The sequence below is a fragment of the Lentzea sp. NPDC004782 genome (genome assembly GCF_040609115.1).
In the GTDB taxonomy this organism is placed as follows: Bacteria; Actinomycetota; Actinomycetes; order Mycobacteriales; family Pseudonocardiaceae; genus Lentzea.
In genome coordinates this window covers 33,420-58,889 of record NZ_JBEXJN010000052.1, presented here as the reverse complement: position 1 = coordinate 58,889, position 25,470 = coordinate 33,420, and the positions used below count along the sequence as shown (strand labels likewise).

Sequence of the window (25,470 nt, the reverse complement as noted above, 5' to 3'; positions counted from 1 at the left end):
TCAACGATGATCTCGTCCCTCGCCCGGCGGAACTTCCTGCAACTGATGGCCGCGCTCGCGGTGAGCGAGTACGTGTCCACCCGAGGTGGTTCGGGGAGCTTTCCCCTGGTGTCCAAGGGGAAAGCCACCACCCTCGTGGTCAGCGGCGCCGACCACCCCGGTGTCGTGCGGGTCGCGGGCGACCTCCAGGCGGACGTCGAACGCGTCACCGGCGTCAAACCCGCGCTGGTGAACGCGTTGCCGGCGGACGGCGACGTGGTGCTGATCGGGTCGCTCGGCCGCAGCCCGCTGGTGGACTCGCTGGTCGCGGCGGGACGGCTGGACGTCAAGGGGATCGCCGGCAAGTGGGAGACCTCCCTGACGGAGACGGTGCGCACGGGCGGGCGGCGCGTGCTGGTGATCACCGGCAGCGACCCGCGCGGCACGATCTACGGCACCTACGACCTCTCCCGCAACATCGGCGTCTCGCCCTGGTACTGGTGGGACGACGTGCCCGTGGAGCACCGCGACGAGCTGCACGTGCAGGCGGGGCGGCACAGCCTGGGCACGCCGTTCGTCAAGTACCGCGGCATCTTCGTCAACGACGAGAACCCGGCGCTGGGCACGTGGGCGCCCAGGTACTTCGGTCCCGGCAAGGCGCCCGGTCACCCCGGCGGCTTCAACCACCTCTTCTGGGAGAAGGTCTTCGAGACCCTCCTGCGCCTGAAGGGGAACTACGTGTGGCCCGCGGTGTGGGGCCGCGCGTTCGCCGAGGACGACCCGCTCAACCACGCCACCGCCAAGCGCTACGGCATCGTCATGGGCACCTCGCACGAGGCGCCGATGATGCGCGGCATCGAGGAGTGGAACCGCCACGCCACAGCGGGTCACGACCCGTACGGCGGCACGGGGGAGTGGAGCTTCCGCCGCAACCCCGACGCGATCAGGGCGTACTGGGCCGACGGCATCAAACGCATGATGGACGAGGACTTCGAGGGCGTCGTCACCGTCGGCATGCGCGGCAACGGCGACACCCAGCTGCCCGACGGCGACAGCATCGAGCTGATGCAGTCGATCCTGACCGCCGAGCAGGAGGTGCTGGCCCGCGTCACCGGCCGCGACCCCGCGTCGATCCCGCAGGTGTGGACGCTCTACAAGGAGGTCCTGCGGTACTGGGACAAGGGACTGCGGCCGCCCGACCACGTCACCGTCGTGTTCCCGGACGACAACTGGGGCAACCTGTGCCGGCTGCCGGACCGTTCGCTGCCGCCCCGCGCCGGTGGTTACGGCCTGTACTACCACTTCGACTACGTCGGTGGGGGCCGCTGCTACAAGTGGGTCGACACGTCCGTGCTCGCCAACGTGTGGGAGCAGCTCGACCAGGCCGCGCAGTACGGCGTCTCGCGGTTGTGGGTGGCCAACGTCGGTGACTTCAAGGGCAACGAGCTGCCCGCGCAGTTCTTCCTGGACCAGGCCTGGCGGCCGATGCCGCTGGAGCAGGTGCCGCAGTGGGAACGCGACTTCGCCGCGCGGAACTTCGGCCGGCGCCTGGCCGCGGAGATCGCCGAGGTGCTGCACACCTACGGCACGCTGCAGGCACGGCGCAAACCCGAACTGCTCAACCGCAGGATCACCGGTGAGGGCACCGCGATCGTCTACGACGACAAGATGACGCCGTTCAGCCTGGTCCACTACCGCGAGCTGGACCGCGTGACGGAGGAGTGGCGGCGGCTGGGCGAGCGCGTGTCGCGGCTCGCCGAGCGGGTACCTCAGTCCTGTCAGGACGCTTTCTTCGAACTGGTGCTGTACCCGGTGAAGGCGACCGCGAACCTGTACGAGCTGCGGCACGCGGAGTTCACGAACCTCTTCTACGCGCAGCAGGGCCGTGTGCTGGCCAACGACCTCGCCGCGACGACCGAGGCCCGGTTCGCCGACGACCTGGCGCTGGCCGAGCGGTTCAACACGGGGATCGCGGGCGGCAAGTGGCAGGGTTTCCAGACCCAGCCGCACATCGACTACGGAGACGTGGACCGCTACGGTCCGAACGCGCCGTGGCAGCAGCCCGAAAAGGACAACGTCGCACTGCCGGACGTGATCTTCCCGGCGGTGCGGCGGATCACGCCGGTCTCCGGCGCCGAGATGGGCGTGGCGATCGACGGTTCCGAGCAGTGGTGGCCGTCCTCTTCGGACGCTGCGGTGCTGCCGGAGCTCAGCCCGTTCTCCAGTCAGCCCGCGCCGTTCGTCGACGTCTTCAACCGGGGCACCGAGCCGTTCGGCTGCACGCTGCGCGCCGAGGTGCCCTGGCTGATGGTGCGGCCGTCGTCCGGCCGGGTCGACAAGCAGCTGCGGACGACGGTCTCGGTCGACTGGTCGCGGGCACCGAAGGGCACCACCCGCGTGCCGATCGTGGTGACCGGCGCGGGCCGCACCGTCACCGTCGAGGCGGTGGTCCGCAACCCCGAAGTGCCGCGTGCGTGGCGGCAGGGGTTCATGGAGGCCAACGGTTACGTCTCGATCGAGGCGGAACACCACAGCGCGAACATCGCGGTGGACGGTGTGCGGTGGCGGCGCATTCCCGGCATCGGCCGGACCGGCGCGGGCCTGAAACCGTTCCCCGTCACCGCCGCGCCCCGCGAACCCGGTCGCGGTCCGCGGCTGGAGTACCGGATGACGCTGTTCACCTCCGGCGAGGTGACCGTGTGGGCGTACCTCTCGCCCCGCGCCGGAGTCCTGCCCACACCGGGCTTGCGGTACGCGGTGTCGTTCGACGACGAGACACCTCAGGTCGTCGACGTGATCAAGGCCTCCGGCGCCGACCACTCGCTGATGAACCGGCAGTGGGAGCGGATCACCTCCGACAACGTCAACCGCATCGCCACCAGGCACGTGCTCACCCCCGGACCGCACGTGCTCCGGTTCTGGATGGTCGATCCGACCGTCGTCGTGCAGAAGCTCGTCGTGGACACCGGCGGTCTGCGACCGAGCTACCTCGGACCGCCGGAGAGCACAAGGTTGTAGCCAAAAACAAGGAGCGACAATGAAGTTGCGCTTACCACAGGTTCTCGCGATCACGGCGGCGGCGGCCGTGATGGCGACGAGCCAGGCGGTGCCGGCGTCGGCGGCGGGACCGTTGAAGAGCATCACCAACAGGGTCGTCGGCAGTGCGGTCGCTGCCCAGAACCTCAACGAGGCCGACTTCAAGTCGGTGCTCACGCGCGAGTTCGGCAACATCACGCCCGAGAACGAGATGAAGTGGGCGAGCGTCGAGCCGAACCGCGGCCAGTACAACTGGGGCGGCGCCGACGCGATCGTCAACTTCGCCCAGCAGAACCGCATGACCGTGCGCGGGCACACGCTGGTGTGGCACAGCCAGTACCCGAACTACCTGAACAACCTCAGCGCGGCCGACCTGCGCAGTGCGACCCAGCAGCACATCAACACCGAGATGGGCCGCTACAAGGGCAAGATCCGCGCGTGGGACGTCGTCAACGAGATGTTCAACGAGGACGGTTCGCGCCGGCAGTCGATCTTCCAGCAGAAGCTCGGCGACGGGTACGTGGCGGACGCGTTCCGCTGGGCCCGTGCCGCCGATCCGTCGGCCAAGCTGTACATCAACGACTACAACACCGAAGGCATCAACGCCAAGAGCACCGGCCTGTACAACATGGTGAAGGCGCTCAAGCAGCAGGGCGTGCCGATCGACGGCATCGGCATCCAGACGCACCTGGCGACCAAGTACGCCTTCCCGTCGAGCTTCCGGCAGAACATGGAGCGGTTCGCCGCGCTGGGACTCGACATCGCGATCACCGAGGCCGACGTGCGCGTCCCGCTGCCGGCCGACGCGGCGAAGCTCAACACCCAGGCCAGCTACTACAAGCAGATCTGGGACGCGTGCCACGCCGTCTCGCGGTGCGTTGAGTTCACGACGTGGGGCTACACCGACCGCCACTCGTGGATTCCGGGGACGTTCCCCGGCGAGGGGGCCGCGTGCCTCTTCGACACGAACCTGCGGCCCAAGCCCGCGTACCAGCGCATCAACCCGTGAGATGAGGTCGTGAGGGGTTCCGGCCGACCAGGGATGGCCGGAACCCCTCACGCACTACTGGCGGAAGAGCCGCGTGGGGACCGCCTCCGCCAGGGCCCGGTAACCGGCCGGGTTCAGGTGGAGGTGGTCTCCGACGTCGACCGCGGGCAGCAGCTGCCGCGGTGCGGCCGGATCGCGGACGGCGGCGTCGAAGTCGATGACGGCGTCGAAGCGGCGGCTCGTGCGGATCCACCGGTTCACCGTCTGCCTGGCCGCTTCGCGGAAGCCGCCGGGATCGTCGTAGAAGCTGCCCCCGAACGGCAGCAGCGTCGCGCCGAACACCGGCAGGTCGTGCGCGTGGGCCCGGTCGATGATCTGCTCGTACCCGGCGAGCAGGTCCTCGGCGACCTTCTTCTGGGAGCTCTCGTCGGGAGCCGCCGTGCCGATGTCGTTGATGCCCTCGAACAGCAGCAGCCACGCGACACCGCTCTGCGCCAGCAGATCCCGGTCCAGCCGGGCCAGCACGCTGGGCCCGAGACCGTCGTGCAGCACCCGGTTGCCGCCGGCGGCCTGGTTGAGCACCGCGACCGGGCGGCGTTCGGCCTGCAGCCGGTCGAAGAGCCGGTCGGGCCAGCGGTCGTTGCCGTTGGTCGTGGACCCGCGGCCGTCGGTCAGCGAGTCGCCGATCACCACGACCCCGGACGCCTCGGCGACGACCTCGATGCCGCTGAGGAAGTACCAGTGGTCGGTCGTCGTCGCGCCGGGCAGGTCGTCCGCCTCGACGTGGTTGCCGGCCAGGAGGTGGGACGTGGTGCGGGAACCGGGATGCGCGGTGATCGAGCTGGACGCCTGCCCGTCGGCGAGGTACACGCTCACCGTGACGTTCGTGCCGGGCTTGAGCGCGAAGTCCAGCGGGTCGGACACGGCCAGTGCGCCGACCGGGATGTCCACAGAGGACCTCCGGTTGAACGTGACCCGGCGGGTGGTGCCGGGCTCGACCGCGCCGGAACCGGGCTTCGTCGCGAGGGCGACCGTGACCGCCGTGATCGGGAGGTTCGCGCCACCGAAGGCGTTGGAGAAGCGCAACCGCATCCGCCGGCCGCCGATCGTCACCCGGACGGTCTGGCGCAGCGTCGCGTCGGCCAGCACGAGGTTGTCCTGAGTGAACGGTGGTGGCGGCATGTTGGCCGGCTCGCACAGCTGCGGCATGGACACCCAGGTGTTGACCCGGCGAGACCTCGTCCTGCTGTCCGCGACCGCCGTCCTGGTGCCGGACATCGCGACCGTTGCGACGGCCGCGCCGAGGAGTGAACGTCTGCGCATGATCCCCCGCCTTTCCGGAGAACAATCCCGAAATCGCAACGTAGGGGAGGGCCGTCAGGGCCGTCAATCACCCGTGTGAAAGCGCTTTCCCGTTGCCGGGCATGGGAACGCCCGGCGATTTTGGGCTGCACGGCAGGAGGGGTGTCCGACGTGGATGAAGGGCTCCTTCATCCACGTCAGGTGGATGAAGGAGCCCTTCATCGAGCACCAGGCGCGCCGGGCTCGGGGTGCCTGGTGGGGCGGCTAGACCTTCTCGCGGCGGTACAGGCCGGCCGCCAGGCTCACCCCGCCGGCCGCGAGCGCGATCTGGATGATCAGCTCGATCCAGTCGATGCCGCGGGTGTGCGCGACACCGAGCTTGGTGGCGGCGAACGTGCCGATCAGCGCCGCGCCGATGCCGATCAGGACGGTCAGCCAGAGCGGGATGCGTTGCTTGCCCGGCACGACGAGTCTGCCGAGTGCGCCGATGATCAGACCGATGATCAGCGCGCTGAAGATTCCGGAAATGGCCACTGGGTGCTCCTCGGGGTGACTCGGGTGGGATCAGTCTTCGTCGTCGCCGAAGAACTCGTCGGCCATCTCGCTCAGGACCACGCCGCCGACGACGCCCGCGGCACCGGCCGCGAGCACGCCGCCCATGCCGGGTCCGCTGCGCTGGTCGGGCTGACCGGCGAACTCGGGGTACGCGGTGCCGCGCTCGGCCACCTGGGCGAGCCATCCGCTGATCGCCGAGGCCCAGTCGGTGACCAGCGCCTCCTGGTGCGAGACCCGGAAACGCCCGAACAGGTCACCGCCGTGCTGGTCCGCCTCCAGCACGACCTGCAGCTCCTGCGCGTTCGTGAAGAACGTCAGCTCGACCTGGCGGATCCGCCCGGTGAACTGGGCCGGCGGGAGGAACGAGAGCTTCTGCGGCACCTCGGCGTCGGTGCCGCGGAAGGAGAACCCGAGCCGGCCGACCGCCTCCAGCACCTTGTCCTGCGAGGGCAACGGGCTGATGACCACCGGGTCGAGGTCGCCCTCGTCCGGTGCGCCGGCGATCAGCAGCTCGGTTCGCACGCCGACGTTCACGCCCGCGAGCCGCGTGCCGCCGACCGCGGTGAGCGGGATCTCCCAGGGGATCGGCAGCCCGAACGGGATCGACACCAGCTGACCCGCCGGCACCAGCACCCCCTGCTGCACGACCACCCGGAAGAGCTCGGCCTGCGGGACGAGCGACAGCACGACCTGGCTGATCTCGGTGTCCGCGCTGCCGCCCTGGATGCGCACCTGTCCGGTGACGAGCTGGCCAGGCATGGCGTGGGGCGAGTCCAGCACGGTGTCGACGGACGGGCCGCCGACACCGAAGGCACTCAGCATCCGTTTGAACATCGCGCTGTCTCCTCGGGTGGGGGTGGGTCTGCGCCGAAGTCTTCCGGCGCGCGGCCGCCCCTCCCAGCTGCCGGACGTCCGGAACCCCTCAGCTACCCGGCTGGAGCCGACCCCGCCGGGTGGCGGTCCTGTCCACTGTGGACGGCCGGTCGGCAGACGAACGGCTCTACCGCGTACCGGCACGGGCCCGGCAGCATCGGCACCCATGACGATTCAGCTGAAGACGACCCGAGCTGTCGTGTCGTCTGGCTTGCTCATCACCTCCCTGCTCGTCATCCCACCGCCCGCGACCGCGGCCACCAACCTGGCCCTGAACAGACCGGCGACCGGCTCCGCCGCGTGCGCGAGCACCGAAGGCCCGGAGAAGGCCGTCAACGGCAGCACCACCGGTGGCAACAGCGACAAGTGGTGCTCGGCGGCGTCCACCAGGTACCTGCAGGTCGACCTCGGCACATCGGCGTCGGTCACCGGTTTCGCCATCGCGCACGCCGGTGCCGGCGGTGAGCCGGTCACCTACAACACCAGGGCGTTCAGCATCCAGTTGTCCACCGACGGCACCACCTGGGCCACCGCGGTGACGGTCACGGACAACACCGCGAACACGACGACCCACCCGATCACCGCGACCAGCGCCCGTTACGCCAAGCTCGTCGTCACCACGCCGACCCAGAGCACCGACCAGGCCGCCCGGATCTACGAGTTCGAGGTGCTCGGCACCAGTTCCGGTGACCCCGGCGGCGGCAGCATCGCGGTGTTCGACCACATCCCGCAGTTCGGCATCTACACCAGCGAGGACCCGGCCGGCTACACCCCGCCCGCGGGTGTGCTGATGTGGAACCGCGGCACCGAGTTCGCCAGGAAGCTGACCGACGCGGAGAAGGCGTTGATCGGCGACGACCTGCGGGCGCGGGTCACCTATCACGCGCAGTGCGACAACTACGACCGGATCGGCACGGTCTTCTACGTCGCCGTGCCGAAGGGCACCACGCCGACCGCGGCCACGCCGAGGGTGACCCTGCAGGACTTCATCACCCCGTTCAGCAACTACTGGCGCGGCACCAAGGCGAACTACACCTTCCCGGACACCGATCTCGGACCGTACGCCGGTGCGCTCGCGGACCCGGAGAAGGACGTCTACCTCGGCATCGGCGGCGGTTCGAACCCGTACCGCGGTGACCCGTGCGACTCGCACGGCGAGCTCACCCCCGAGTTCAGGGCGATCGGTTTCAAGTACTCGTTGTCGCTGATCTCCTCCTCGCGGCTGACCGCGCGCGACCACGACGTCACCGGGATGATCTCCGGCGTCCGCGAGACGACGAACTCGATCACCGCGGGCCCGGTGCGGCACACCGCGACCGGCAACCGCGGCGACATCGCGCTGGTGATCGCGGGCTACGGCTCGGCGGCGGGCGGTGAGGAGTACTCCAGCACCACCGTCACCGTGTCGGTGAACGGCACCCGCGCGGGTTCGTTCTCCACCGCGGTGGACTGCGCGAGCCTGGAGCAGTACAGCCCGGACGGCAACCCCGGCATCTTCCGCAACAACACCACGAGCAACCCGCGCAGCTGGTGTCCCGGCGGGGTGATCCCGAGCCGCTACTTCCCGACCGGTGACATCGCCGGGAAGGACGTCTCCGTCACGATCGGCATCGGCCGCCAGGTGCCGTACGTCGGCGACTCCGGCTACCGGACCAGCGTTTCCCTGCTGGAGCGCTGAACCACGACCAGACCGTCGTGGTGGCGTGCTCCGAGGCCTGCTCGGCGGAGCTCCTCGCCGAGCAGGTCCTCCGACACCGTCCACCAGCTGTGTTCCATCGTCTGCTCCGAGATCACGTCCGTGCCGTCGTGCACCCGGTAGGTGACCCGCCAGACGACCTGGTCGGTCCCGGACGGCTCGGCCGACCCGGACGCGGTGTAGCGCAGGCGGCCGACCACGGCTCGTCCGAACGGGCTTTCCGGGATCCGCACGGGACGATCGGGCGGCTGCAGCGTGAAGACCGCGGGTGCGCCGGGGGCCAGCGAGGCCGCGAGGCGCGTCCACAGCGCGGCCCGGTCGGCGGGACTCAGGTGGCCCAGCACGTTGATGCCGAGCACGGCACCGAGGCGGTCGGGCAGCTGCGCCTCCTGCACGGTGCTCGGCAGCACGGTGACCCGCTCGGCGAGCTCCGGGTGGTCCGCGAGCCGGGTGAACAGGCCGATCCGCAGCGACGGTGACGGCTCGATCGCGATGATCTCGTGCTCCGGCAGGGCTTCCGCGATGACCGGCAGGCTCAGCCCGGTGCCCGCGCCGATGTCCGCGACGGGACCGTCGCCCGCGTTCTTCAGCGCCGCCAGCAGTGCCGGGCCGAGCGCGGACCAGTGGGGCTTGGTGATCAGGTCGAAGTGTTCGGCCGCGCCGGCGTACGTGTCAGGCATCTGGGTTCCTCGGTCGAGTGATCGTCATTACCCTAGCGACAATGACATTCATTATCGTATACCTACCGGGTGAGCGTTGAGACGCCTGTCCCGGGAGGTGGCATGTCCTCGTCCGTGCGTTGTGAACCGAGTGAGCCGATGCGGGGTGACGTCGGTTCGTGCGTGGCCGAGGTGCTGGGCATCAGCCGGGACGACGTCGTGCCCGACGTGCCGTTGACGAGTCTGGGGCTGGAGTCGTTCCTGGCCGTCCGGTTGCGCCGGCGGCTGCGCGACCGGCTGGGGGTCGACCTGCCGCTGACCGCGTTCCTGGGACAGGCGTCGCTGCGGTCGGTCGAAGAGCTGGTGGGCGAAGGTCCGCGCGGCGAGGAGTCCTTCCCGCTCACGCCGGTGCAGGCGGCGTACTGGGTGGGGCGCGATCCGGCTTTCCCGCTCGGTGGCGTGGCCACGTTCTACTACTACGAGTACGACCGCAGTTCTGCCGACCAGGAAACGGATCTGAAGCGCCTGGAGGAGGCCTGGAACCTGTTGGTCGACCGGCACCCCATGCTGCGCATGGTCGTCGGGAACGACGGGCGGCAGCGCATCGGACCCGCCGGGCGGCACCACCGGTTCGGCGTCACCGACCTGCGGGCCGCGCCACCGCGGGAGTGCGAGCGGGTCCTCGCCGACCTCAGGCGGCAGAAGTCGCACCAGGTGCTGCCCGCGGACACCGGGCCGTTGTTCGACGTGCACGCGACGTTGCTGCCCGAGGGGCGGACCCGGATCCACCTCGGCGTCGACGTGCTCGCGATGGACATGGCGAGCTGGATGCTGCTGATGCGGCAGTGGCGAGCGCTGACCGCCGACCCGGCGGCGCCCTTGCCCAGTGCTCCCACGAGTTTCGCTGCGCTCGTCCGGCAGCGGGACGGCGACCCGCAGCGCCGGGCGGCGGTCGAGCGGGACGTGCGGTACTGGTGGGACCGGGCCGCCGGACTGCCGGACGGACCTGGCTTGCCGTGGACCAAGTCGGCCCAGGAGATCGGTGTTCCCCGGTTCACGCGGCACGAGGTCCGCCTCGGCCGCGCCGCGTGGGCCCGGTTGCGCGAGCGGTCGGCGCGCGAGGGCATCAGCCCGACGGCGATGCTGCTCGCGGCCTTCGCGCTCGTGCTGAACCGGTGGGGCGCCAAGGACCCGTTCTGTCTCAACGCGACACTGTTCGACCGGCCGGACGAACCCGGTCTCGAACACCTCGTCGGCGACTTCACGACCACCGCCCTTGTCGCGTTACCTGCTGCCGATCCCTTGAACTGGCCGGGGTTCGCCGCATACGCGCGTGACGTCAACCACCAGTTCTGGGCCGATCTCGACCACCGGTCGGTGTCGGGGGTCGAGGTGATCCGCGATCGGAGGTCGGTCGACGGCGCGCCGCCCCACCCGGTGGTGTTCACGAGCGGCATCGGGCTGGGTGACGGCGACGAGCCCGCGGCGGCGTGGCTGGGCGAGGAGGTCTTCGGCGTTTCCCAGACGCCCCAGGTGCTGCTCGACCACATCGTCCGCGAGGAGGCCGGGGTGCTGCGCGTCGCGTGGGACGCCGTCGACGAGGCGTTGCCGCCGGGCTACGTGGACGGCATGGCCGCGGCGTACCTCCGGCTGCTGACCCGCCTCGCCGAGGACGACGGGGCCTGGGAGGAGCGGTGTCTCGGGTGGGATCCCACCTTCGCCGCTGCCGAACCGCTCGACTGCACCCCGTTCGGACCGTCGGGCGACCTGTTGCACGACCCGTGGCGGAAGGCTGCGAAGCGTGCGGGCGAGGCGGTTGCCGTGGTGCAGGACGACGTCGCCCTCACGCACGGTGCGTTGCTCGCGGCGGCCGGCACCGTGGCGAACCACCTGGTGGCACAGGGGATCGGTCCGGGAGACCTCGTCGCGGTGGTGTGCGCGAAGTCCGCCGACCAGATCACCGCCGTGCTGGGCGTCGCGCTGTCCGGCGCGGGTTACGTGCCGGTGGAACCGTCGTGGCCGGCCGCGCGACTGGCGTCGATCTGCGCCCGAGCCGGCGTCCGGCACCTGCTCACCGACGTGGAGGTGCAAGCGCCACAAGGGATCTCGGTACACCGCATCGGCGAGATCGAGCCGTGCGCCGCGACTGCGGCGGAGCCGGGCGCGGGCGAGCTCGCGTACGTGATCTTCACCTCGGGCTCGACCGGGCAGCCGAAGGGCGTCGCCGTCGAGCACCGGATGGCGCGCTGCACGATCGACGACGTCGTCGACAGGTTCGGCATCGGACCGGACGACCGCGTGCTCGCCCTGTCCGCGTTGAGCTTCGACCTGTCCGTGTTCGACGTGTACGGCGTCCTCGGCGTGGGCGGTGCCCTCGTGCTGCCCTCGCCGCAACGGCAGCGCGATCCGCAGCACTGGCTGGAACTCGTTGCCGCACACCGGGTCTCCGTGTGGAACACCGCGCCCGCACTGCTGGAGATGCTGGTGGACTACGCGGAGGCCGATCCTGAGGCGGCAGCACGCGACCTGCGGTCGTTGCGGCTGGTGATGTTGTCCGGTGACTGGATTCCGGTGTCGCTGCCCGACCGGGTGCGTGCCCTGGTGCCCGAGGTCCGGTTCGTCAGCCTGGGTGGTGCCACCGAGGCCTCCATCTGGTCGATCTGCCACCCGGTGACGGCGGTGGACCCGCGGTGGCCGAGCATCCCGTACGGGCGGGCGTTGCGCGGTCAGAGCTTCCAGATCCTCGACGAGGACGACCGGCCGGTTCCGGTGGGCGTCGCGGGCGAGCTGCACATCGGGGGTGCCGGAGTCGCCCGCGGGTACGTCGGTGACCCGGCGCAGACGGCCGATCGTTTCCGCACGCATCCCGTTCTGGGGCAACGGCTCTACCGGACCGGTGACCTCGGGCGCTGGCGGCCCGACGGCACGGTCGAGTTCCTCGGCAGGGTCGACCGCCAGGTCAAGGTGCGCGGTCACCGGATCGAGCTCGGCGAGGTCGAGGCCGTGCTCGCCCGCCAGGACGGGGTGCGCCGGGGCGTGGTCTCGGCCCTGCCCGGTCCGGACCAGCGGCCCCGGCTCGTCGCCCACGTCGTCGCGGGCGACGGGTGGGACGAGCGCCGGGTGGTGGCAGGCCTGGCGGAACGGCTGCCGGACTACATGATCCCCACGCGGTTCGTGCTGCTCGACGCGTTGCCGGTCACCGCGAACGGCAAGGTCGACCATTCGGCGTTGCCCAACCCCTACGGCGGCAAGGTGTCCGCTGTTCGCGCGGAAGAGCCCGTCGACCTGTGGACGACGATCCGGGAGGAGGCGGCGAAGCGCGGTCTTCACGTGTCCATGATCGTGCGTCCCGCAGACCTGCCACCGGCGCAAGCGCTGTCGGCGGCCGGGGAGTGGGCGCGGGCGGTGTCGGCCACCGCCGCACGGGCCGGTGTGGCCCTCACCGAACGCCTGCCCGCCGACGGGCTGATCGAGCTGGTGCCCGGAGCAGCCGAGGCACGCGAAGAACCCGCTCCGGCCGTCGTCGACCAGGACGTGCTGGAAGCGGTGCGCACCGTGTTCACCGAACTGCTCGGGCGAGAGGCCGACGTGGACCGGGCGTTCTTCGACCTGGGCGCGACGTCGCTGAACCTCGTGGTGGCGCACCGCAGGCTGCGCGCGGAGCTGTGCGGGACGCTGGCGGTGGTCGACCTGTTCGCGCACAACACGGTTCGTGCCCTCGCCGGACACATCACCGGCGCGCGAGTCCCGGCGGCTCCCGCTGCCGGTGGACGGGCGGCCGACCGGCGCCAGGCCAGGGCGATGGCGGCGGAGCTCGTCCGATGAACCAGCCTCTGCTCGCGGTCACCGCCGTCAGCTGCCGATTTCCCGGTGCTGCCGGCGTCTCCGAGTTCTGGAGGATGCTGGTCGACGGACGGGAGGGACTCACCAGGCTGGCCGAGACCGACCTGCGGCGCGCGGGCGTTCCCGCGTCGTTGCTCGACCACCCCTCCTACGTTCCGGTTTCCGGGCTCATCGAGGGGCAGGACCTGTTCGACCCGGAGGCCTTCGGGCTCACCGCGCCCGAGGCGGCTCTGCTCGATCCCCAGCAGCGCCTGTTCCTGGAGTGTTGCTGGCACGCGCTGGAGTCCGCGGGCCACGGGCACGGCGCGGGCGCGGGCGCGGTCGGGGTGTTCGCCGGTGCCGCGCACAGCTCGTACCTCATGAGCAACCTCGCTCACCGCTACAGCGCGGTCGGCGGGGGCGCCGATCCGGTCGGCAGCCTGCAGACGGCGATGGGCACGGTCACCGACTACCTCCCGCTGCAGGTGGCGCACCGGCTCGACCTGCGCGGACCCGCGGTGGCGGTGAACTCGACCTGCTCGACCTCGCTGGTGGCGGTGCACCTCGCCGCCCAGTCCCTGCTCGCCGGCGAGTGCGACACGGCGCTCGCGGGCGGCGTGTCGCTGACGGTTCCGCAGGGCCAGGGCTACCTGCACGTGCCGGACGCGATGTTCTCGGCCGACGGCAAGGTCCGCGCGTTCTCCGCCGACGGCACCGGCATCGTGTTCAGCCAGGGCGTGGGCGTGGCCGTGCTGCGCAGGCTCGACGACGCCGTCGCCGACGGCGACCCGGTGCTCGCGGTGCTGCACGGCAGCGCGGTCAACAACGACGGTGCCTCGAAGGTCGGGTTCACCGCGCCTTCGGTGCCCGGCCAGGCGCGGGTGATCGCCGAGGCGCTCGGCGTCGCCGGTGTCAGCCCGCGCGAGGTGAGCTACGTCGAGGCGCACGGCACCGGCACGCGGCTCGGTGACCCGATCGAGGTCGCGGCGCTGAAGAGGGTGTTCGGTGCCGGACCCGCGTGGTGCGGCCTGGGCTCGGTCAAGAGCAACATCGGGCACGCGAACTCGGCGGCCGGCATCGCCGGGTTCATCAAGACCGTGCTCGCGCTCCGGCACGGCGTGATCCCGCCGACCCTGCACGCCACTCCGCTGAACCCCGACCTCGGGCTCGAAGGGTCACCGTTCGACGTCGTCACCGAAGCCCGTTCGTGGTCGGGCGTCCGGCGGGCCGGCGTGAGCTCGTTCGGCATCGGCGGCACGAACGCGCACGTCGTGCTGGGCGAGCCACCTTCCCGTGCCACGACAGCTGTTGCCGTCGAGCCACGGCTGATCGTGTTGTCCGCGCACAGCAAACGCGCGCTGTCCTCCTCCGCCTCCGCGCTCGCCGGTGCGCGGGAGGACCTGGCCGACATCTCGCACACCCTGCGGACCGGCCGCACCGCACACCGGCACCGGCTGGCGGCCGTGGTCAGCGGTCGTTCCGGACTCGGTCGCCTGCCCGCGCTGCCCGGCCGCGTGACGGGCGAGCAGGCGCCTCGGGTGATCTTCGCGTTCCCCGGTGGCGGCAGCCAGCATCCGGGCATGGGAGCGCAGACCTACCGCACCGAACCCGAGTTCGCCGCGGTGGTCGACGAGCAGGCGGAGCTGCTGAAACCGTTGCTGGGAGCCGACATCCGCGACGTCGTGCTCGGCACCGGCGCGGCCCTCGCGCGCGATCCGGCGGTGGGGCTGCCCGCGCTGTTCGCCGTGTGCCTGGCCCAGGCGGCTCTGCTGCGCACGTGGGGCATCGCGCCGGACGTCCTGCTGGGCCACAGCCTCGGCGAGTACGCCGCCGCGACCGTCGCGGGCGTGTTCAGCCCGGCCGAGGCGGCCGAGGTCGTCGCCGCCCGGTCGCTCGGGATGGCCGAGGCCGCGGGCCGGGGTGTGATGCTGGCGGTCGCCGCCGACGCCGAGTACGTGCGCGTGGCTTCGGCGGCCTGGCCGTCGATCGACCTGGCGGTGATCAACACCCCGGACGCCTGCGTCGTCGCCGGGCCGCGTGCCGAGATCGGCGCGTTCGCCTCGGCGCTGACGGCCGACGGCATCAGCACCGAGGAGCTGCCGCTCGACGCCGCCGCTCATTCGCGTCTGGTGGAGCCGGCGGTGCCGCGGTTGCGCGCGGCCCTGGCGGGGGTGCGGCTGAACCCGCCCGCCGTGCCGGTGGTGAGCACGCTCACCGGTCGGCTCGCCACCACCGAGCTGACCGGCGCCGAGCACTGGGTGAACCACCTCCGTTCCACAGTGGACTTCTCCGGCGCGGTGCGGGCGGCGGTGCGGGACGGGCCCGCCGTGCTGGTCCAGATCGGGCCGGGGGCGAGCCTCGCGGCGCTGGCCCGCAGGCACGGGTTGCCCGGCCTCGTCGGCACGGTCGCCGGTTTCCCGCAGGACGACGAGCGGTCGGCGTTGCTGGACGTGGCGGGAACGCTGTGGTCGCACGGCGTCCCGGTGGACCTCGCCGCGGTCGACCGTTCCGCGGGCGTGCGCGTCGCTCTGCCCGAGTACCCGTTCGACCGCCGTCGCTGCTGGGTCGATCCACCGGAGCACCGGCCGGTCGCCGGTGCGTCCGTCGACGAGCCGTTGCAGCTGCCGACCTGGGCCCGCGCCGAGCCGTTGCCCCGTGGGGTGCCGGTGGAAGGACGCTGGCTCGTCGTCGGCGACGGTGCTGACGCGGTGCGGCAGGCGCTGGCCGCGCGCGGTGCCTCGGTTCTGTCCGAAGTGGACGGAGGAACGCTTGACGGTGTCGTGTCGCTGGTGGGTGCGCAACGGCGTGGCGGCCTGGCGGAGCACGTCGAGCGGACCGTCGGCGAGGTCGGGCGGGTCGCGGCCGCCGTGGCCGGTCGGCCACCTCGGCACTGGGTGCAGGTGACCGTGCGTGCGCAGCAGGTGGAGAGCGGGGATCGGCCGGATGCCGCAGTGGCGTCCGTGCTGGCGCTGCCGCGGGTGCTGGCGCAGGAGATGCCCTCGCTGCGGTGGCGGTCGGTCGACCTCGACGCTGAAGAGGGTGCGGACCTGATCGCGGCCGAGGTCGCCGGCCTCGTCCGCGACAGCGGCCGTCCCGCCGAGATCGCCGTGCGCGGAGGACTCCGCTGGCGGCGCGGCATGACGGTGTGGCGCCCCGACGACCACCCGGTACCCGCCATCGGCGTCGTGCTCATCATCGGCGGCGGCGGCGATGTCGGTCTCACCATGGCCGAGCACTTCGCCTCCGTCCACCACGCCACCGTGGTGGTGACTTCCCGCACCGCTGACCGGCCCGGGCGGATCGACGCACTCGCGGCCCGCGGGCTGGCCGTCTCCCCGCGCCAGGTGGACGCGTCCGACCTGGAGGCCACCAAGGCGCTGCTGACCGAGCTGGTGGCGCGGCACGGCCGGATCGACGTCGTCGTCCACGCGGCCGGAGTGGTGGCGTCGACCAGCGTCAGTCCACTGAGGACAGCGAGCCCGGAGGTCGTGCGGGCGCACGTCCGCGCCAAGGTCCGGGGTGCGCTGGTGCTCGAAGAGGCGCTGGCCGGGTTGCCGGACCAGCCGGGGGCGGTGGTGCTGATGTCGTCGGCGACGACGCTGGTCGGCGGCCTCGGGCTCGGGCCGTACGCGGCGGCCAACCGCTTCCTGGACGCGCTGGCCGAGCACCGGCGGGACGGCACGTGGTTCAGCGTCGCCTGGGACGGCTGGCGGGTCGGGCCGGACGGCGGTGAGCGCACGGTGGCGATCTGGCACTCGCTGGGCGCACGGGACGGCGTGCGGTCGCTGGACCGGCTGCTGGCGGCGGCGCTGCACGGGCACCTGCCGCCGGTGATCGGCGTGTCACCGAGCGATCTGAACGAACGGCCGGCTGCCGAGGCGAGCAGCGAGGTGGAGGTGTCCGCGAACGACGGCGAGCAGCTGCTGTGCTCACTGTGGACGGACGTGCTCGGGTTCGAGGTCAGGGACCGCAACGCGGACTTCTTCGCGCTGGGCGGCCATTCGCTGCTCGCCACCGGAATGCTGGCGCGCCTGCGCGACGACCACGGCGTCGACCTGCGGCTCAGCGACCTGCTCGCGCATCCCACGATCGCGGAGCTGGCGCCGCTGGTCTCGCCGCGGGTACCGGAAAAGCCCGTCACCAGGCCCGGACTCCCGCCGCGGCAGGACGGCGACTTCCCGCTCACCCCGGTGCAACGCGCCTACTGGGCGGGCCGCACCAACGCCCGGCTGGGCGGGGTGGCGTGCCACTTCTACCTGGAGTACGACTGCCCGGACCTCGACCTGGACCGGTACCAGGCGGCCTGGCGCGCGGTGATCGACCGGCACCCCATGCTCCGCACCGTCATCACCCAGGAGGGCCGCAACCTCACGTTCGACCGGGTGCCGCCGTACCGCATCCGGCGCCACGACCTGAGCGAAGCCGAAGCGCCGCAACGGGAGCGGAAGCTCGCGGCCCTGCGGGAACGCATCGCGCACCGCGTGCCGCGCCACGACCGCTGGCCGTTGGTGGAGATCCAGGCGGCCGTGCTGCCGGGCGGCCGGACCCGGTTGTTCATCGGGGTCGACGTCCTCGTCTGCGACGTGGCGAGCTACCTGATCGCCGACCGCGAGGTCCGGCTGCTCTACACCGACCCCACGAGCGAACTGCCCGAGCTGGGCCTCACGTTCGCCCAGTACGCGGCCGAGGTGGACCGCCCGGTCTCCGAACGGGACCGCGCCTACTGGCGGGAGCGCGAACTGCCGGAGGCGCCCGTGCTGCCCGCCGGCGCGGGGCCGCGGCGGTTCCACCGGCTGGCCGCACGGCTGGAGCCGGGAACCTGGAAGGCGTTGAAGCGCAAGGCGAGCGATCTGACCGTCACGCCGACCGCCGTGCTGCTGACCGCGTACGCCGAGGCGCTGGGCGAGTGGTCGGGCACCGAGCGGTTCGCGCTGACCCTGACCCGTTACGACCGCCGTCAGGTGCATCCCGACGTCAACCGGCTGGTCGGCGACTTCACGACGTTGCAGATCCACGAGGTCGAGTCCGCCACCGCGGGCGCGTTCGCCGAACGGGCTCAGGCGACGCAACGGCGGCTGTTCTCCGACCTCGACCACGGCGCGTTCTCCGGGCTCGACGTGCTCGCCGGGAAGTCGGCGGCCGACGGCAGGAACCACCTCGTGCCGGTGGTGTTCACCGGAGCCGTCGGCGTCGAGGACGTGCTGGAGGAACCGCACGACCTCGACTGGGTCGGCGAGCAGGTGCACGCGGTCAGCCAAACGCCGCAGGTGGTGCTGGACCACCAGGTCTACGTCCAGCGTGGTGCGCTCCTCGTGCAGTGGGACGTCCTCGAACCCGAAGTCGACCTGGCGCAGGCGGAGGAGGTCTTCGAGCGGTACGTGCGGCGCCTGCGTGAGCTGGCCGGGCCGCCTGATCACGCGATCCTGTTCCGGCAGGGCACTTCCCGGCCGTTGTTCCTGCTGCACCCCTCCGGCGGCGACGTGCTCTGCTACGCGGAGCTCGCCGATCGGCTCGGCGAGGACCAGACCGTGATCGCGCTGACCGATCCCGAACTGGCCGGGCTGTCCGCGCCGCAGGACGTGCGAGCGCTGGTGCGCCAGTACGCCGACGCGATCCGCGCCTGTCAGCCGGAGGGACCGTACCGGCTCGGCGGCTGGTCCATGGGTGGCACGGTGGCGCACGAGGTGGCCGTCGAACTCACCCGGTCCGGCGACGAGGTCGAGCTGGTCATCATGATCGACTCCAACCTGCCGCAGCACATCACCGAAATCGCGTCGGCCGACGTGGACGCGGAGGTGTGCCTGCGCTTCCTGCGGTCGCTGGAGGCCGCGCGCGGCATCGACCTGGGAGCCGGCGCCGAGCTGGCCGCCCTCACCCCGGCGGCCCGGCGAGAAGCCATCGCCGCGCGGATGCGGGAGCACGGCCTGTCCGGCTCCACGACCGACCTGCGGCTCGCGGTGTTCGCCAGGCACCTGCGGATGCTGGCCGACCACGACGCACATCGGCTCGACGCCGCCACGAGGGTGCTGCTCTTCCGCGCCGGCCGCCCGTCACCGCGCAACGCGGGAATCGGGATGGGCGTGGACGACGTGGCCGCGGCCGATCTCGGCTGGACGCCGTTCGTCGGCGGACGTCTCGCCACCGTCGACGTCGACGCTCACCACTACTCCGTTCTGCAGGACCCCGCCGTCGGCGTCATCGCCGCCCGGATGCGCGCCGCGCTCGAGGAGAACGATGTCTGACCCCCGCCCGATCACCGACGTGATCTCGGACCACCCGTGGGTCGGCCGGGCCCGGCACGCCGGGGACGAGGTGGTCGTCGAACCGCACGCCGGCGCGGTCGCCGTGCGGCCGGTGCTCGGCGCGCTGGTGCGCGAGCACCTCGAACACTGGTCCGAGGTCTACGAGTGGATCTACCTGACCTCGCACGGTCAGCCGTCGGACCTCGACCTGTCCGGCTGGCGCGCGTCGGACACCGGCGAACCGTTGCCGCGGGAGCACATGCTCGAGTGGATCGACCGGACCGTGCAGCTGGTGCGTGAAGGCGAACCGCGGTGCGTGCTGGAACTGGGCTGCGGCACCGGTTTGCTGCTGCGCCGCCTGTGCGCCGACGTGGAACGTTATGTGGGCACGGACGTCTCCGAGGCCGCGGTCGAACGGCTGGCAGCCGCCGGCCTGCCCGGTGTCCGGGTGGTGCTCGCGGCCGCGCACGAGAGCGGTTCACCTGAGGTCGCCGCCGCACTGGAGGGCCGCCGCCCGGACTGCGTGCTGATCAACTCGGTGACCCAGTGCTTTCCCGGCAGGGACTACCTCGACGCGGTCGTCACCGACGCGCTGGCACTCGTCGCGGACGGGGGAAGGGTGATCGTCGGCGACTTCCGGCACGCCGGACTCGCCGGCCGGTACCACCGGTGGCTCTCGTCCGACGACGAGGAGGCGGCCCGGCGCGCGGCGGCCGACGAGGAGTTCGTGTTCGACCCGAGGTTGCTCGCCGAGATCGCGGCCCGCTGCGGGCGCCGGGTCACGATGTCGGTGCGCGCCAAGACGATGACCGCCGACACGGAACTGACCCGGTACCGCTGCGACGTCGTGCTGCACGTGACCCCACCGGCATCTGAGACAGGTGGTGAGGACACGGCCGGGATTCCGAACGCGCTGCTGTGCGACGATCCTTCGGCTGTCGCGCCGCACGTGCTGCGTGAGCGCATCGCCGGCACGGGCGCGGTCGTCGGGCTGGACCTCGCCGACCCCACCCGGTTGCGGGTGTGCCCGCCGACCGGCGACCCGGTGGCCCTGATCCCGCCCGCCGGCCCCGCGCCCGCGGATCCGATCGTCCGGTTCGTGGCCGGGCGGCTCGCCGAGGCAGTGCGCGACCACCTCGACCGGATGCGGCCCGGTGCGCCTCAGCCCGCGGTGCGCGTCGAGTGGGACGGCGGCACGCGATGACGTCGTTCGAGATCGCGGCCGCCGCCGGGATGGACGCCGTGCGGGAGCACGACCTGACGAACCTCGCCGTCCACATGCGACGGCTCGACGAGACCGCGCTGCTCGGCATCGCCCGTGCGGTGAGCGCCGACCGGGCGCTGGCCGCGGGTGAGGCCCGATCCGCGGACGAGGTGATGCACGCGCTCGGGGTCGTGCCGCGGCACCGCTGGATCGTGCGCCGGTGGCTGCGTGTTCTGGCGGAGGAGGGGAAGCTCACCGCGGTCGGCGACGGCCGGTACCGGAACCTGGTGACGGGTGGAGACGGCGAGTTCACCGCGTTCGACGGCGCTCGGCGCGCGTTGGGCTATCCGCCGGAGCTGACCGGGTTCTTCCTGGAGTGCATCGCGCGCCTTCCACAGCTGGTGCGCGACGAGGTCTCGGTGCAGAGCATCCTGTTCCCCGACGGGGACTTCGCCACCGCGCTGGGCACCTACTCGCACAACATCATCAGCACCTGCACCAACCGGGTCGCGGCCGTGCTGGTGCGGCAGATCCTGACGGCGAGCCCGTCGAGGCGCGTCCTGGAGGTCGGCGCGGGCATCGGCGGCACGACGGCGGGCGTCGTCGACGAGCTGGACGCCGCCGGACTGTCCGGAGTGGACTACGAGTTCACCGACCTGAGCCGGTTCTTCCTCGTCCCCGCCGCCGAACGGTTCGCCGACCGGCCGTGGATGCGGTTCGGCCTGTTCGACATCAACACCGAACCGGACCGGCGGGAGGGATCCGCTGACCTGATCATCGCGGCGAACGTGCTGCACAACGCCCACGACGTGGACGTCGTGCTGGCCCGGCTGCGCGGGCTGCTGGCTCCCGGCGGACATCTGGTGATCATCGAGTCGTGCCGGGAGCACTACCAGGTGATGACGTCGATGCAGTTCCTGATGTCGGGCAGGGCCGGAGAGCCCAGGCACGAGTTCACCGACTTCCGCGCGGGCACCGACCGGATCTTCCTGACCGAGCACGAGTGGGTGGACAGGTTGACCGCGGCCGGTTTCGGCGTCGGTCCGGTGCTGCCGGGGGCCGGCGGTCCGCTGGCACCCCTGGCACAACACGTGTTCACCGCCCGCGTCTGACCAGCTCCCCGGCCCGGAGGACGGCGCAGGAGAAGGTGAACCCGTTGCCCACGCCCAGCAGCACCACCACGTCGTCCGGCCGCAGCCTGCCGGTGCGCAGCACGTGGTCCAGCCCGAGCAGCTGGTCCACGGCACCGACGTGACCGGTGCGCAGCCCGAACTCCAGCAACGTCCGGCGCGGGTCGAGCCCGAGCGGGTCCAGGTACGACCTGGCGGCCAGGGCACGTCCGAAGAACGGCGCCACCACCCACCGGGCGTCGGCGAGCCCGCACCCGGCTTCGGCCAGCGCCCGGTCGAGCACCCGCCGGGTGCCCTCGACGGTCCGCCGCACCGCCGCACCGCGATCGCCGCCCGCGGCCGCCCGGTCGGTTTCGAGCCGCGGATCGGAGAAGGAGGCGACCGACAGCAGCCTGAGCTTCCCCGGAGTGCGGCCGAGCACCGCGGCGGCGGCGCCGTCACCGACCACGATGCCGGCGTCGACGTTCCAGCGGTCGATGCTGCTCTCCGGGAACTGGTCGGCGACGGTGACCAGCGCGCACTTGAGGTCCGGACGCCCGGACAACACGCTCGCCGCGAGCTCCAGCGCCGCCACCGACCCGTTGGACAGCGCCGACAGCTCCACCGTCAGCCCGTCCAGTTCCGGGCCCACCACCTCACCGGCGATCTTGCAGGCCGCCGACGACAGATCCGGTCCCTGCACGTAGGCGCCGGCGTGCAGGTGCAGGCCGGGCACCGGGTCCCCGGCCTGCTTCAGCGCGGCCCGTGCGGCGTCGACCGCCAGTTCCGGCGCGGTGCGGGAGGACTGCGACACCGACACGATCCCGGTCTTCTCCGCGCGGTGCGCCGGGCACCGGCCGGCCGCCACGGCGTCGCCGACCGGCACCAGCTCGCCCAGCACACCACCGGTGCCCTGGATCCAGAGATCGCCGAACCTCACGACCTGACCCCGTCGAGCAGCGCCGCGAGGTCCGCGAGGACCGGAGAACGGAGGAAGTCGCCGGGTGCCGGCGCCACCGCGCGGTCACGGCCCAGCCGCCGCAGCATCCGGATGGCCATCAACGAGTCGCCGCCCAGTTCGAAGAAGTTCGCCGAGCGGTCCACTTCGGACAGACCGAGCACCTCGGCCCAGACGGCCGCGACCTCCCGTTCGGCCCCGCCTCGCGCGGGGCCGGGCTCCACGGCGGGCTGAGGTTCTCGAACCTCGTGCACCTGCCGGTCATCGCCGTGCAGTTCGACGGCGCGCGACCAGCTCTCTTCCCGCACCAGGCCGCTGACGCCCTCGACCACCTCGGCGAACAGGGCGTCGAGCACGGCGGTGCCGAAGAGCTCGTCGATGCTCGCCAGGGAGAGCACCATGTCACCCGCGGCCTCGTACGCGCGCAGTTCCAGCATGACCTGGGGAGTCCGGATGCGGTTGTGGTGGTCGCGCTCGTCCAGCACGCCCAACGGCCCGTAGTCGTCCTGCAGCCCTTCGTCGAGCATCGTCATCATGCTGCCGACCGCGCTCTGCATGACGACCGGCGCGATCGGCCGCCGGGTGCCCCGCCGCCGGGCCAGCTCGCGCGCCACCTCGACGCCGCTGACCAGGTTGTGCGACAGCGCTTCCGCCAGCTGTGCGGCCACCGACTTCGCGATCTCGCCGAACCCGGCGCGCTCCGGCAGTTCGACCGGCACCAGCGCGGTCGAGGAGAACGCGCCGATCATGCGGTCCACGTCGGGGTGCAGCGGATGGCGGTTGGCCTGCAACGTGTTCAGCAGCATCCGCCTGCCGCCGGTGAGCTTCGCCAGCGCGCAGGCGTAGACGGCGGTGAACGCGGCGGACGGGGTGACGTCGTGCCGCGAGCACGCCTCCTTCACACGGGTCCACTCCGGCAGCTCGAACCTGCGCTCGCGCAACGCCATGCCGCCCGCCCGGACCTGCGCTGGGTCGGCGACGAGCGGCAGTGCCGGGGCGGCGGGCATGGTGTCGAGGCGTGCCCACCACCAGTCGCGGTCCCGCTGCCACTCCGGGGTCGACCGCAGGCGCCGCACGGCGTCCACGTAGTCGCCGTAGTCGATCAGCATCGGCGGCAGCATCGCGTTCGGGTCGGCGGCGAGCGTCAGCAGGTCCCGCATGAAGATCCGCGCGGACCAGCCGTCCGCGAGCGCGAGGTTCAACGCGATGTGCACCCTCGCCCGCGCCTTGGGCAGCAACGACAGCCGTACGGCGAAACCCGGGCCGTGCCGCGGGTCGGGACCGGTGCTGCCCATCTCGTCGCGGATCCGCTCGATCTTGGCGTCGGCGTCGCTCGCCTCGCGCAGGTCGTGCACCCGCAGCGGCGGTTGGTCCACCGACGGGTCGTCGGCCGGGAGGATGTTCTGCCGTCCGTCCGCGGAGATGCGCGCCCTGAGCACCGGCTGGTGGATCATGAGCTGGCGCAGGCCGTCCTCCAGGGCCTCCGCCGCGAGCTCGTCGTCCACATCGGACAGCGCGAAGTCGAGGTAGAAGTGCGCGGAGTCGTGCGAGAGCTCCCACGCGCCCTGCTGCCCGACGAAGTACGCCTGCGGCAACGGAAGCAGCTCGAACGGCGCCTCGGTGTCCTGCCGCCGGCTCACCCGGATCTGCGGCGACGCGACCACGGCCCCGCCGGCCCCGTGGTGGCGGACCAGCTCCGCGAGCTCGGTGAGCGTGTGCGCCGGCTGGATCTGCGTGATCGCGAGCCGGATGCCCAGCCGCTGCCTGACCAGCGCGGCGACCCGCACGACGAGCAGCGAGTCCCCGCCCAGGCTCAGGAACGTGACGTCGTCGCGGATCTCGGCGACGTCACGCCCGAGCACCTCGGCCCAGATCTCCGCCAGCTGTGCGCGCTCGCTCACCGCCGGACCGCCGGAGGCGTGATGCCCGCGTCCGCGCGGAACAGCTCGTTGTCGATCTTGATCGCGGCCCGCGCGCCGTCCGCCGCGCCGAGGACCACGAACGTCAGCGCCTCGGGGAACGCGGCCTGCCGCGCGAGGTCACCAGCCGCGAACACCCCGGGCACCGAGGTCTGCCCGAACTCGTCGACGCGCACGCAGCCGTCCTCGAACCGTTCGCAACCGAGGTCGGCGGCGAGCAGGGAGTGCTGGGTCGTGGCGGTCTTGTGGAACAGCGCGCCGCGGTGCAGCCGCGTGCCGTCGCCGAAGACCACGGTGAGGTCGTCGAGCTCGCCCTCGACCGCGGTGACCGGCTCTTCCCGCAGCGCCACACCGTTGTCGCGCAGCTTCCGCACGAGCTCCTCCGGCAACGCGGCCGGGCCGTTGGTGCACAGCACGACGTCGGTGCTGAACCGGTCGGCGAGGTAGAGCGAGAGGACCGCGCTCACGAAGTCGCCGCCCAGCACGGCGAGCGGCTTGTTCCTGGCCTCGAAGCCGTGGCAGAACGGGCAGTGGAACACGCACTTGCCGAACCGCTCCACCAGCCCGTCGACCGCGGGGAAGTGGTCGACCTGACCGGTCGCGAGCAGGATCTTCCGCGCCTGCTCGCTCGTGCCGTCCGCCAGCCCGACCTCGAACCCGCCCTCGACGGCCTTGGCCGCGGTCACCCCGGCCTGCCGCAGCCGCACCGTCCCGTACGCGTCGAGCTCGGTGCGGCCGATCGCGCGGAACTCCCCGGGGGAGAAGCCGTCCCTGCTGAGGTACATGTGCATCTCGGCCGCGGGGCTGTTGCGGGGACGGCCGCTGTCGAGCACGAGTGTCCGGCGCTGCTGGCGTCCCAGCACCAGCGCCGCGTTCAGCCCGGCCGGTCCGGCCCCGATGACGATGACGTCCTGCATCCGCGTGCTCTCCCTGTCGTTCGTGATCGACCGGGACGAACTTATCGGCAATGAAAATCGATATCAACAAGAGTGTGGTGCCGGGCACTCGCGTTCGAGCGTGTCGAGTGAGCGTTAACAGCGTTTGCCGGACGTCAAGACCTTGACACGGCGTGGCTCTTTCACCTCATACTGCGACCCGGCACGCAGAAGTGACCACTCACCCCGAACG

At 71.8% G+C, this 25,470-nt stretch carries 14 protein-coding genes; 7 read left to right on the top strand and 7 right to left on the bottom strand.

The features are described 5' to 3' along the window. Positions 1 to 6 precede the first annotated feature (6 nt). Together ABZV40_RS35885 and ABZV40_RS35880 are read left to right on the top strand one after the other, a co-directional pair. Positions 7 to 2,997, top strand: a complete 2,991-nt coding sequence (locus tag ABZV40_RS35885; protein ID WP_355452101.1) for a glycosyl hydrolase 115 family protein — start codon at positions 7 to 9, stop codon at positions 2,995 to 2,997. Between the two features lie 19 nt (positions 2,998 to 3,016). After that, entirely contained in the window at positions 3,017 to 4,024 is a 1,008-nt protein-coding gene (locus tag ABZV40_RS35880; protein ID WP_355452098.1) for an endo-1,4-beta-xylanase, read from the top strand. Between the two features lie 54 nt (positions 4,025 to 4,078). Here ABZV40_RS35880 and ABZV40_RS35875 read toward each other — a convergent pair whose 3' ends face one another. From ABZV40_RS35875 to ABZV40_RS35865, 3 genes are all read right to left on the bottom strand, one after another. Further along, a complete protein-coding gene (locus ABZV40_RS35875) occupies positions 4,079 to 5,326 on the bottom strand; it encodes an SGNH/GDSL hydrolase family protein (RefSeq protein WP_355452095.1) in 1,248 nt (415 codons plus the stop codon). Positions 5,327 to 5,569: 243 nt separating this feature from the next. Next, positions 5,570 to 5,839: a GlsB/YeaQ/YmgE family stress response membrane protein gene (locus tag ABZV40_RS35870; RefSeq protein WP_355452093.1), complete on the bottom strand. Its 270-nt coding sequence runs from the start codon at positions 5,837 to 5,839 to the stop codon at positions 5,570 to 5,572. Positions 5,840 to 5,869: 30 nt separating this feature from the next. Further along, positions 5,870 to 6,694, bottom strand: a complete 825-nt coding sequence (locus ABZV40_RS35865; RefSeq protein WP_355452090.1) for a sporulation protein — start codon at positions 6,692 to 6,694, stop codon at positions 5,870 to 5,872. A gap of 205 nt (positions 6,695 to 6,899) precedes the next feature. Between ABZV40_RS35865 and ABZV40_RS35860 the strand changes: the two genes are divergently transcribed. After that, entirely contained in the window at positions 6,900 to 8,411 is a 1,512-nt protein-coding gene (locus tag ABZV40_RS35860) for a discoidin domain-containing protein (protein WP_355452087.1), read from the top strand. Here ABZV40_RS35860 and ABZV40_RS35855 read toward each other — a convergent pair. Next, a complete protein-coding gene (locus ABZV40_RS35855; protein WP_355452084.1) occupies positions 8,378 to 9,109 on the bottom strand; it encodes a class I SAM-dependent methyltransferase in 732 nt (243 codons plus the stop codon). The two genes, ABZV40_RS35860 and ABZV40_RS35855, sit on opposite strands and share 34 nt — an antisense overlap. Before the next feature lie 102 nt (positions 9,110 to 9,211). On the opposite strand from ABZV40_RS35855, the gene ABZV40_RS35850 reads away from it, so the two are divergent. From ABZV40_RS35850 to ABZV40_RS35835, 4 genes are read left to right on the top strand one after another with little or no spacing between them, the layout of a single operon-like run. Beyond that, complete coding sequence (locus tag ABZV40_RS35850; RefSeq protein WP_355452081.1) at positions 9,212 to 12,913, top strand: amino acid adenylation domain-containing protein; 3,702 nt, start codon at positions 9,212 to 9,214, stop codon at positions 12,911 to 12,913. After that, positions 12,910 to 19,152 (top strand): SDR family NAD(P)-dependent oxidoreductase, encoded by a 6,243-nt coding sequence (locus ABZV40_RS35845; RefSeq protein ID WP_355452078.1) that lies wholly within the window; start codon positions 12,910 to 12,912, stop codon positions 19,150 to 19,152. The genes ABZV40_RS35850 and ABZV40_RS35845 overlap by 4 nt, the downstream gene beginning before the upstream one ends. Then, the gene (locus tag ABZV40_RS35840) at positions 19,145 to 20,356 is read left to right on the top strand and encodes a class I SAM-dependent methyltransferase (RefSeq protein ID WP_355452075.1); all 1,212 of its coding nucleotides are present in this window, start codon (positions 19,145 to 19,147) and stop codon (positions 20,354 to 20,356) included. Before ABZV40_RS35845 ends, ABZV40_RS35840 begins: the two co-directional genes overlap by 8 nt. Further along, positions 20,353 to 21,468 (top strand): class I SAM-dependent methyltransferase, encoded by a 1,116-nt coding sequence (locus ABZV40_RS35835; protein WP_355452072.1) that lies wholly within the window; start codon positions 20,353 to 20,355, stop codon positions 21,466 to 21,468. The genes ABZV40_RS35840 and ABZV40_RS35835 overlap by 4 nt, the downstream gene beginning before the upstream one ends. Here the strand turns inward: ABZV40_RS35835 and ABZV40_RS35830 are convergent. Genes ABZV40_RS35830 through ABZV40_RS35820 form a run of 3 tightly spaced genes read right to left on the bottom strand, consistent with a single transcriptional unit; the run spans position 21,452 to position 25,259 of the window. After that, entirely contained in the window at positions 21,452 to 22,405 is a 954-nt protein-coding gene (locus ABZV40_RS35830; RefSeq protein ID WP_355452069.1) for a ketoacyl-ACP synthase III family protein, read from the bottom strand. The two genes, ABZV40_RS35835 and ABZV40_RS35830, sit on opposite strands and share 17 nt — an antisense overlap. Next, positions 22,402 to 24,324: a phosphopantetheine-binding protein gene (locus ABZV40_RS35825; RefSeq protein WP_355452066.1), complete on the bottom strand. Its 1,923-nt coding sequence runs from the start codon at positions 24,322 to 24,324 to the stop codon at positions 22,402 to 22,404. Before ABZV40_RS35825 ends, ABZV40_RS35830 begins: the two co-directional genes overlap by 4 nt. Further along, positions 24,321 to 25,259 (bottom strand): NAD(P)/FAD-dependent oxidoreductase, encoded by a 939-nt coding sequence (locus tag ABZV40_RS35820; RefSeq protein ID WP_355452063.1) that lies wholly within the window; start codon positions 25,257 to 25,259, stop codon positions 24,321 to 24,323. The genes ABZV40_RS35825 and ABZV40_RS35820 overlap by 4 nt, the downstream gene beginning before the upstream one ends. Positions 25,260 to 25,470: the final 211 nt, after the last annotated feature.

Excerpts from the sequence above, each read along its gene's own strand:
- ABZV40_RS35850 (WP_355452081.1), top strand. The coding sequence starts at position 9,212 with ATGTCCTCGTCCGTGCGTTGTGAACCGAGTGAGCCGATGCGGGGTGAC.
- ABZV40_RS35835 (WP_355452072.1), top strand. The coding sequence starts at position 20,353 with ATGACGTCGTTCGAGATCGCGGCCGCCGCCGGGATGGACGCCGTGCGG.
- ABZV40_RS35880 (WP_355452098.1), top strand. The coding sequence starts at position 3,017 with ATGAAGTTGCGCTTACCACAGGTTCTCGCGATCACGGCGGCGGCGGCC.
- ABZV40_RS35860 (WP_355452087.1), top strand. The coding sequence starts at position 6,900 with ATGACGATTCAGCTGAAGACGACCCGAGCTGTCGTGTCGTCTGGCTTG.
- ABZV40_RS35820 (WP_355452063.1), bottom strand. The coding sequence starts at position 25,259 with ATGCAGGACGTCATCGTCATCGGGGCCGGACCGGCCGGGCTGAACGCG.
- ABZV40_RS35885 (WP_355452101.1), top strand. The coding sequence starts at position 7 with ATGATCTCGTCCCTCGCCCGGCGGAACTTCCTGCAACTGATGGCCGCG.
- ABZV40_RS35840 (WP_355452075.1), top strand. The coding sequence starts at position 19,145 with ATGTCTGACCCCCGCCCGATCACCGACGTGATCTCGGACCACCCGTGG.
- ABZV40_RS35865 (WP_355452090.1), bottom strand. The coding sequence starts at position 6,694 with ATGTTCAAACGGATGCTGAGTGCCTTCGGTGTCGGCGGCCCGTCCGTC.
- ABZV40_RS35855 (WP_355452084.1), bottom strand. The coding sequence starts at position 9,109 with ATGCCTGACACGTACGCCGGCGCGGCCGAACACTTCGACCTGATCACC.
- ABZV40_RS35845 (WP_355452078.1), top strand. The coding sequence starts at position 12,910 with ATGAACCAGCCTCTGCTCGCGGTCACCGCCGTCAGCTGCCGATTTCCC.
- ABZV40_RS35875 (WP_355452095.1), bottom strand. The coding sequence starts at position 5,326 with ATGCGCAGACGTTCACTCCTCGGCGCGGCCGTCGCAACGGTCGCGATG.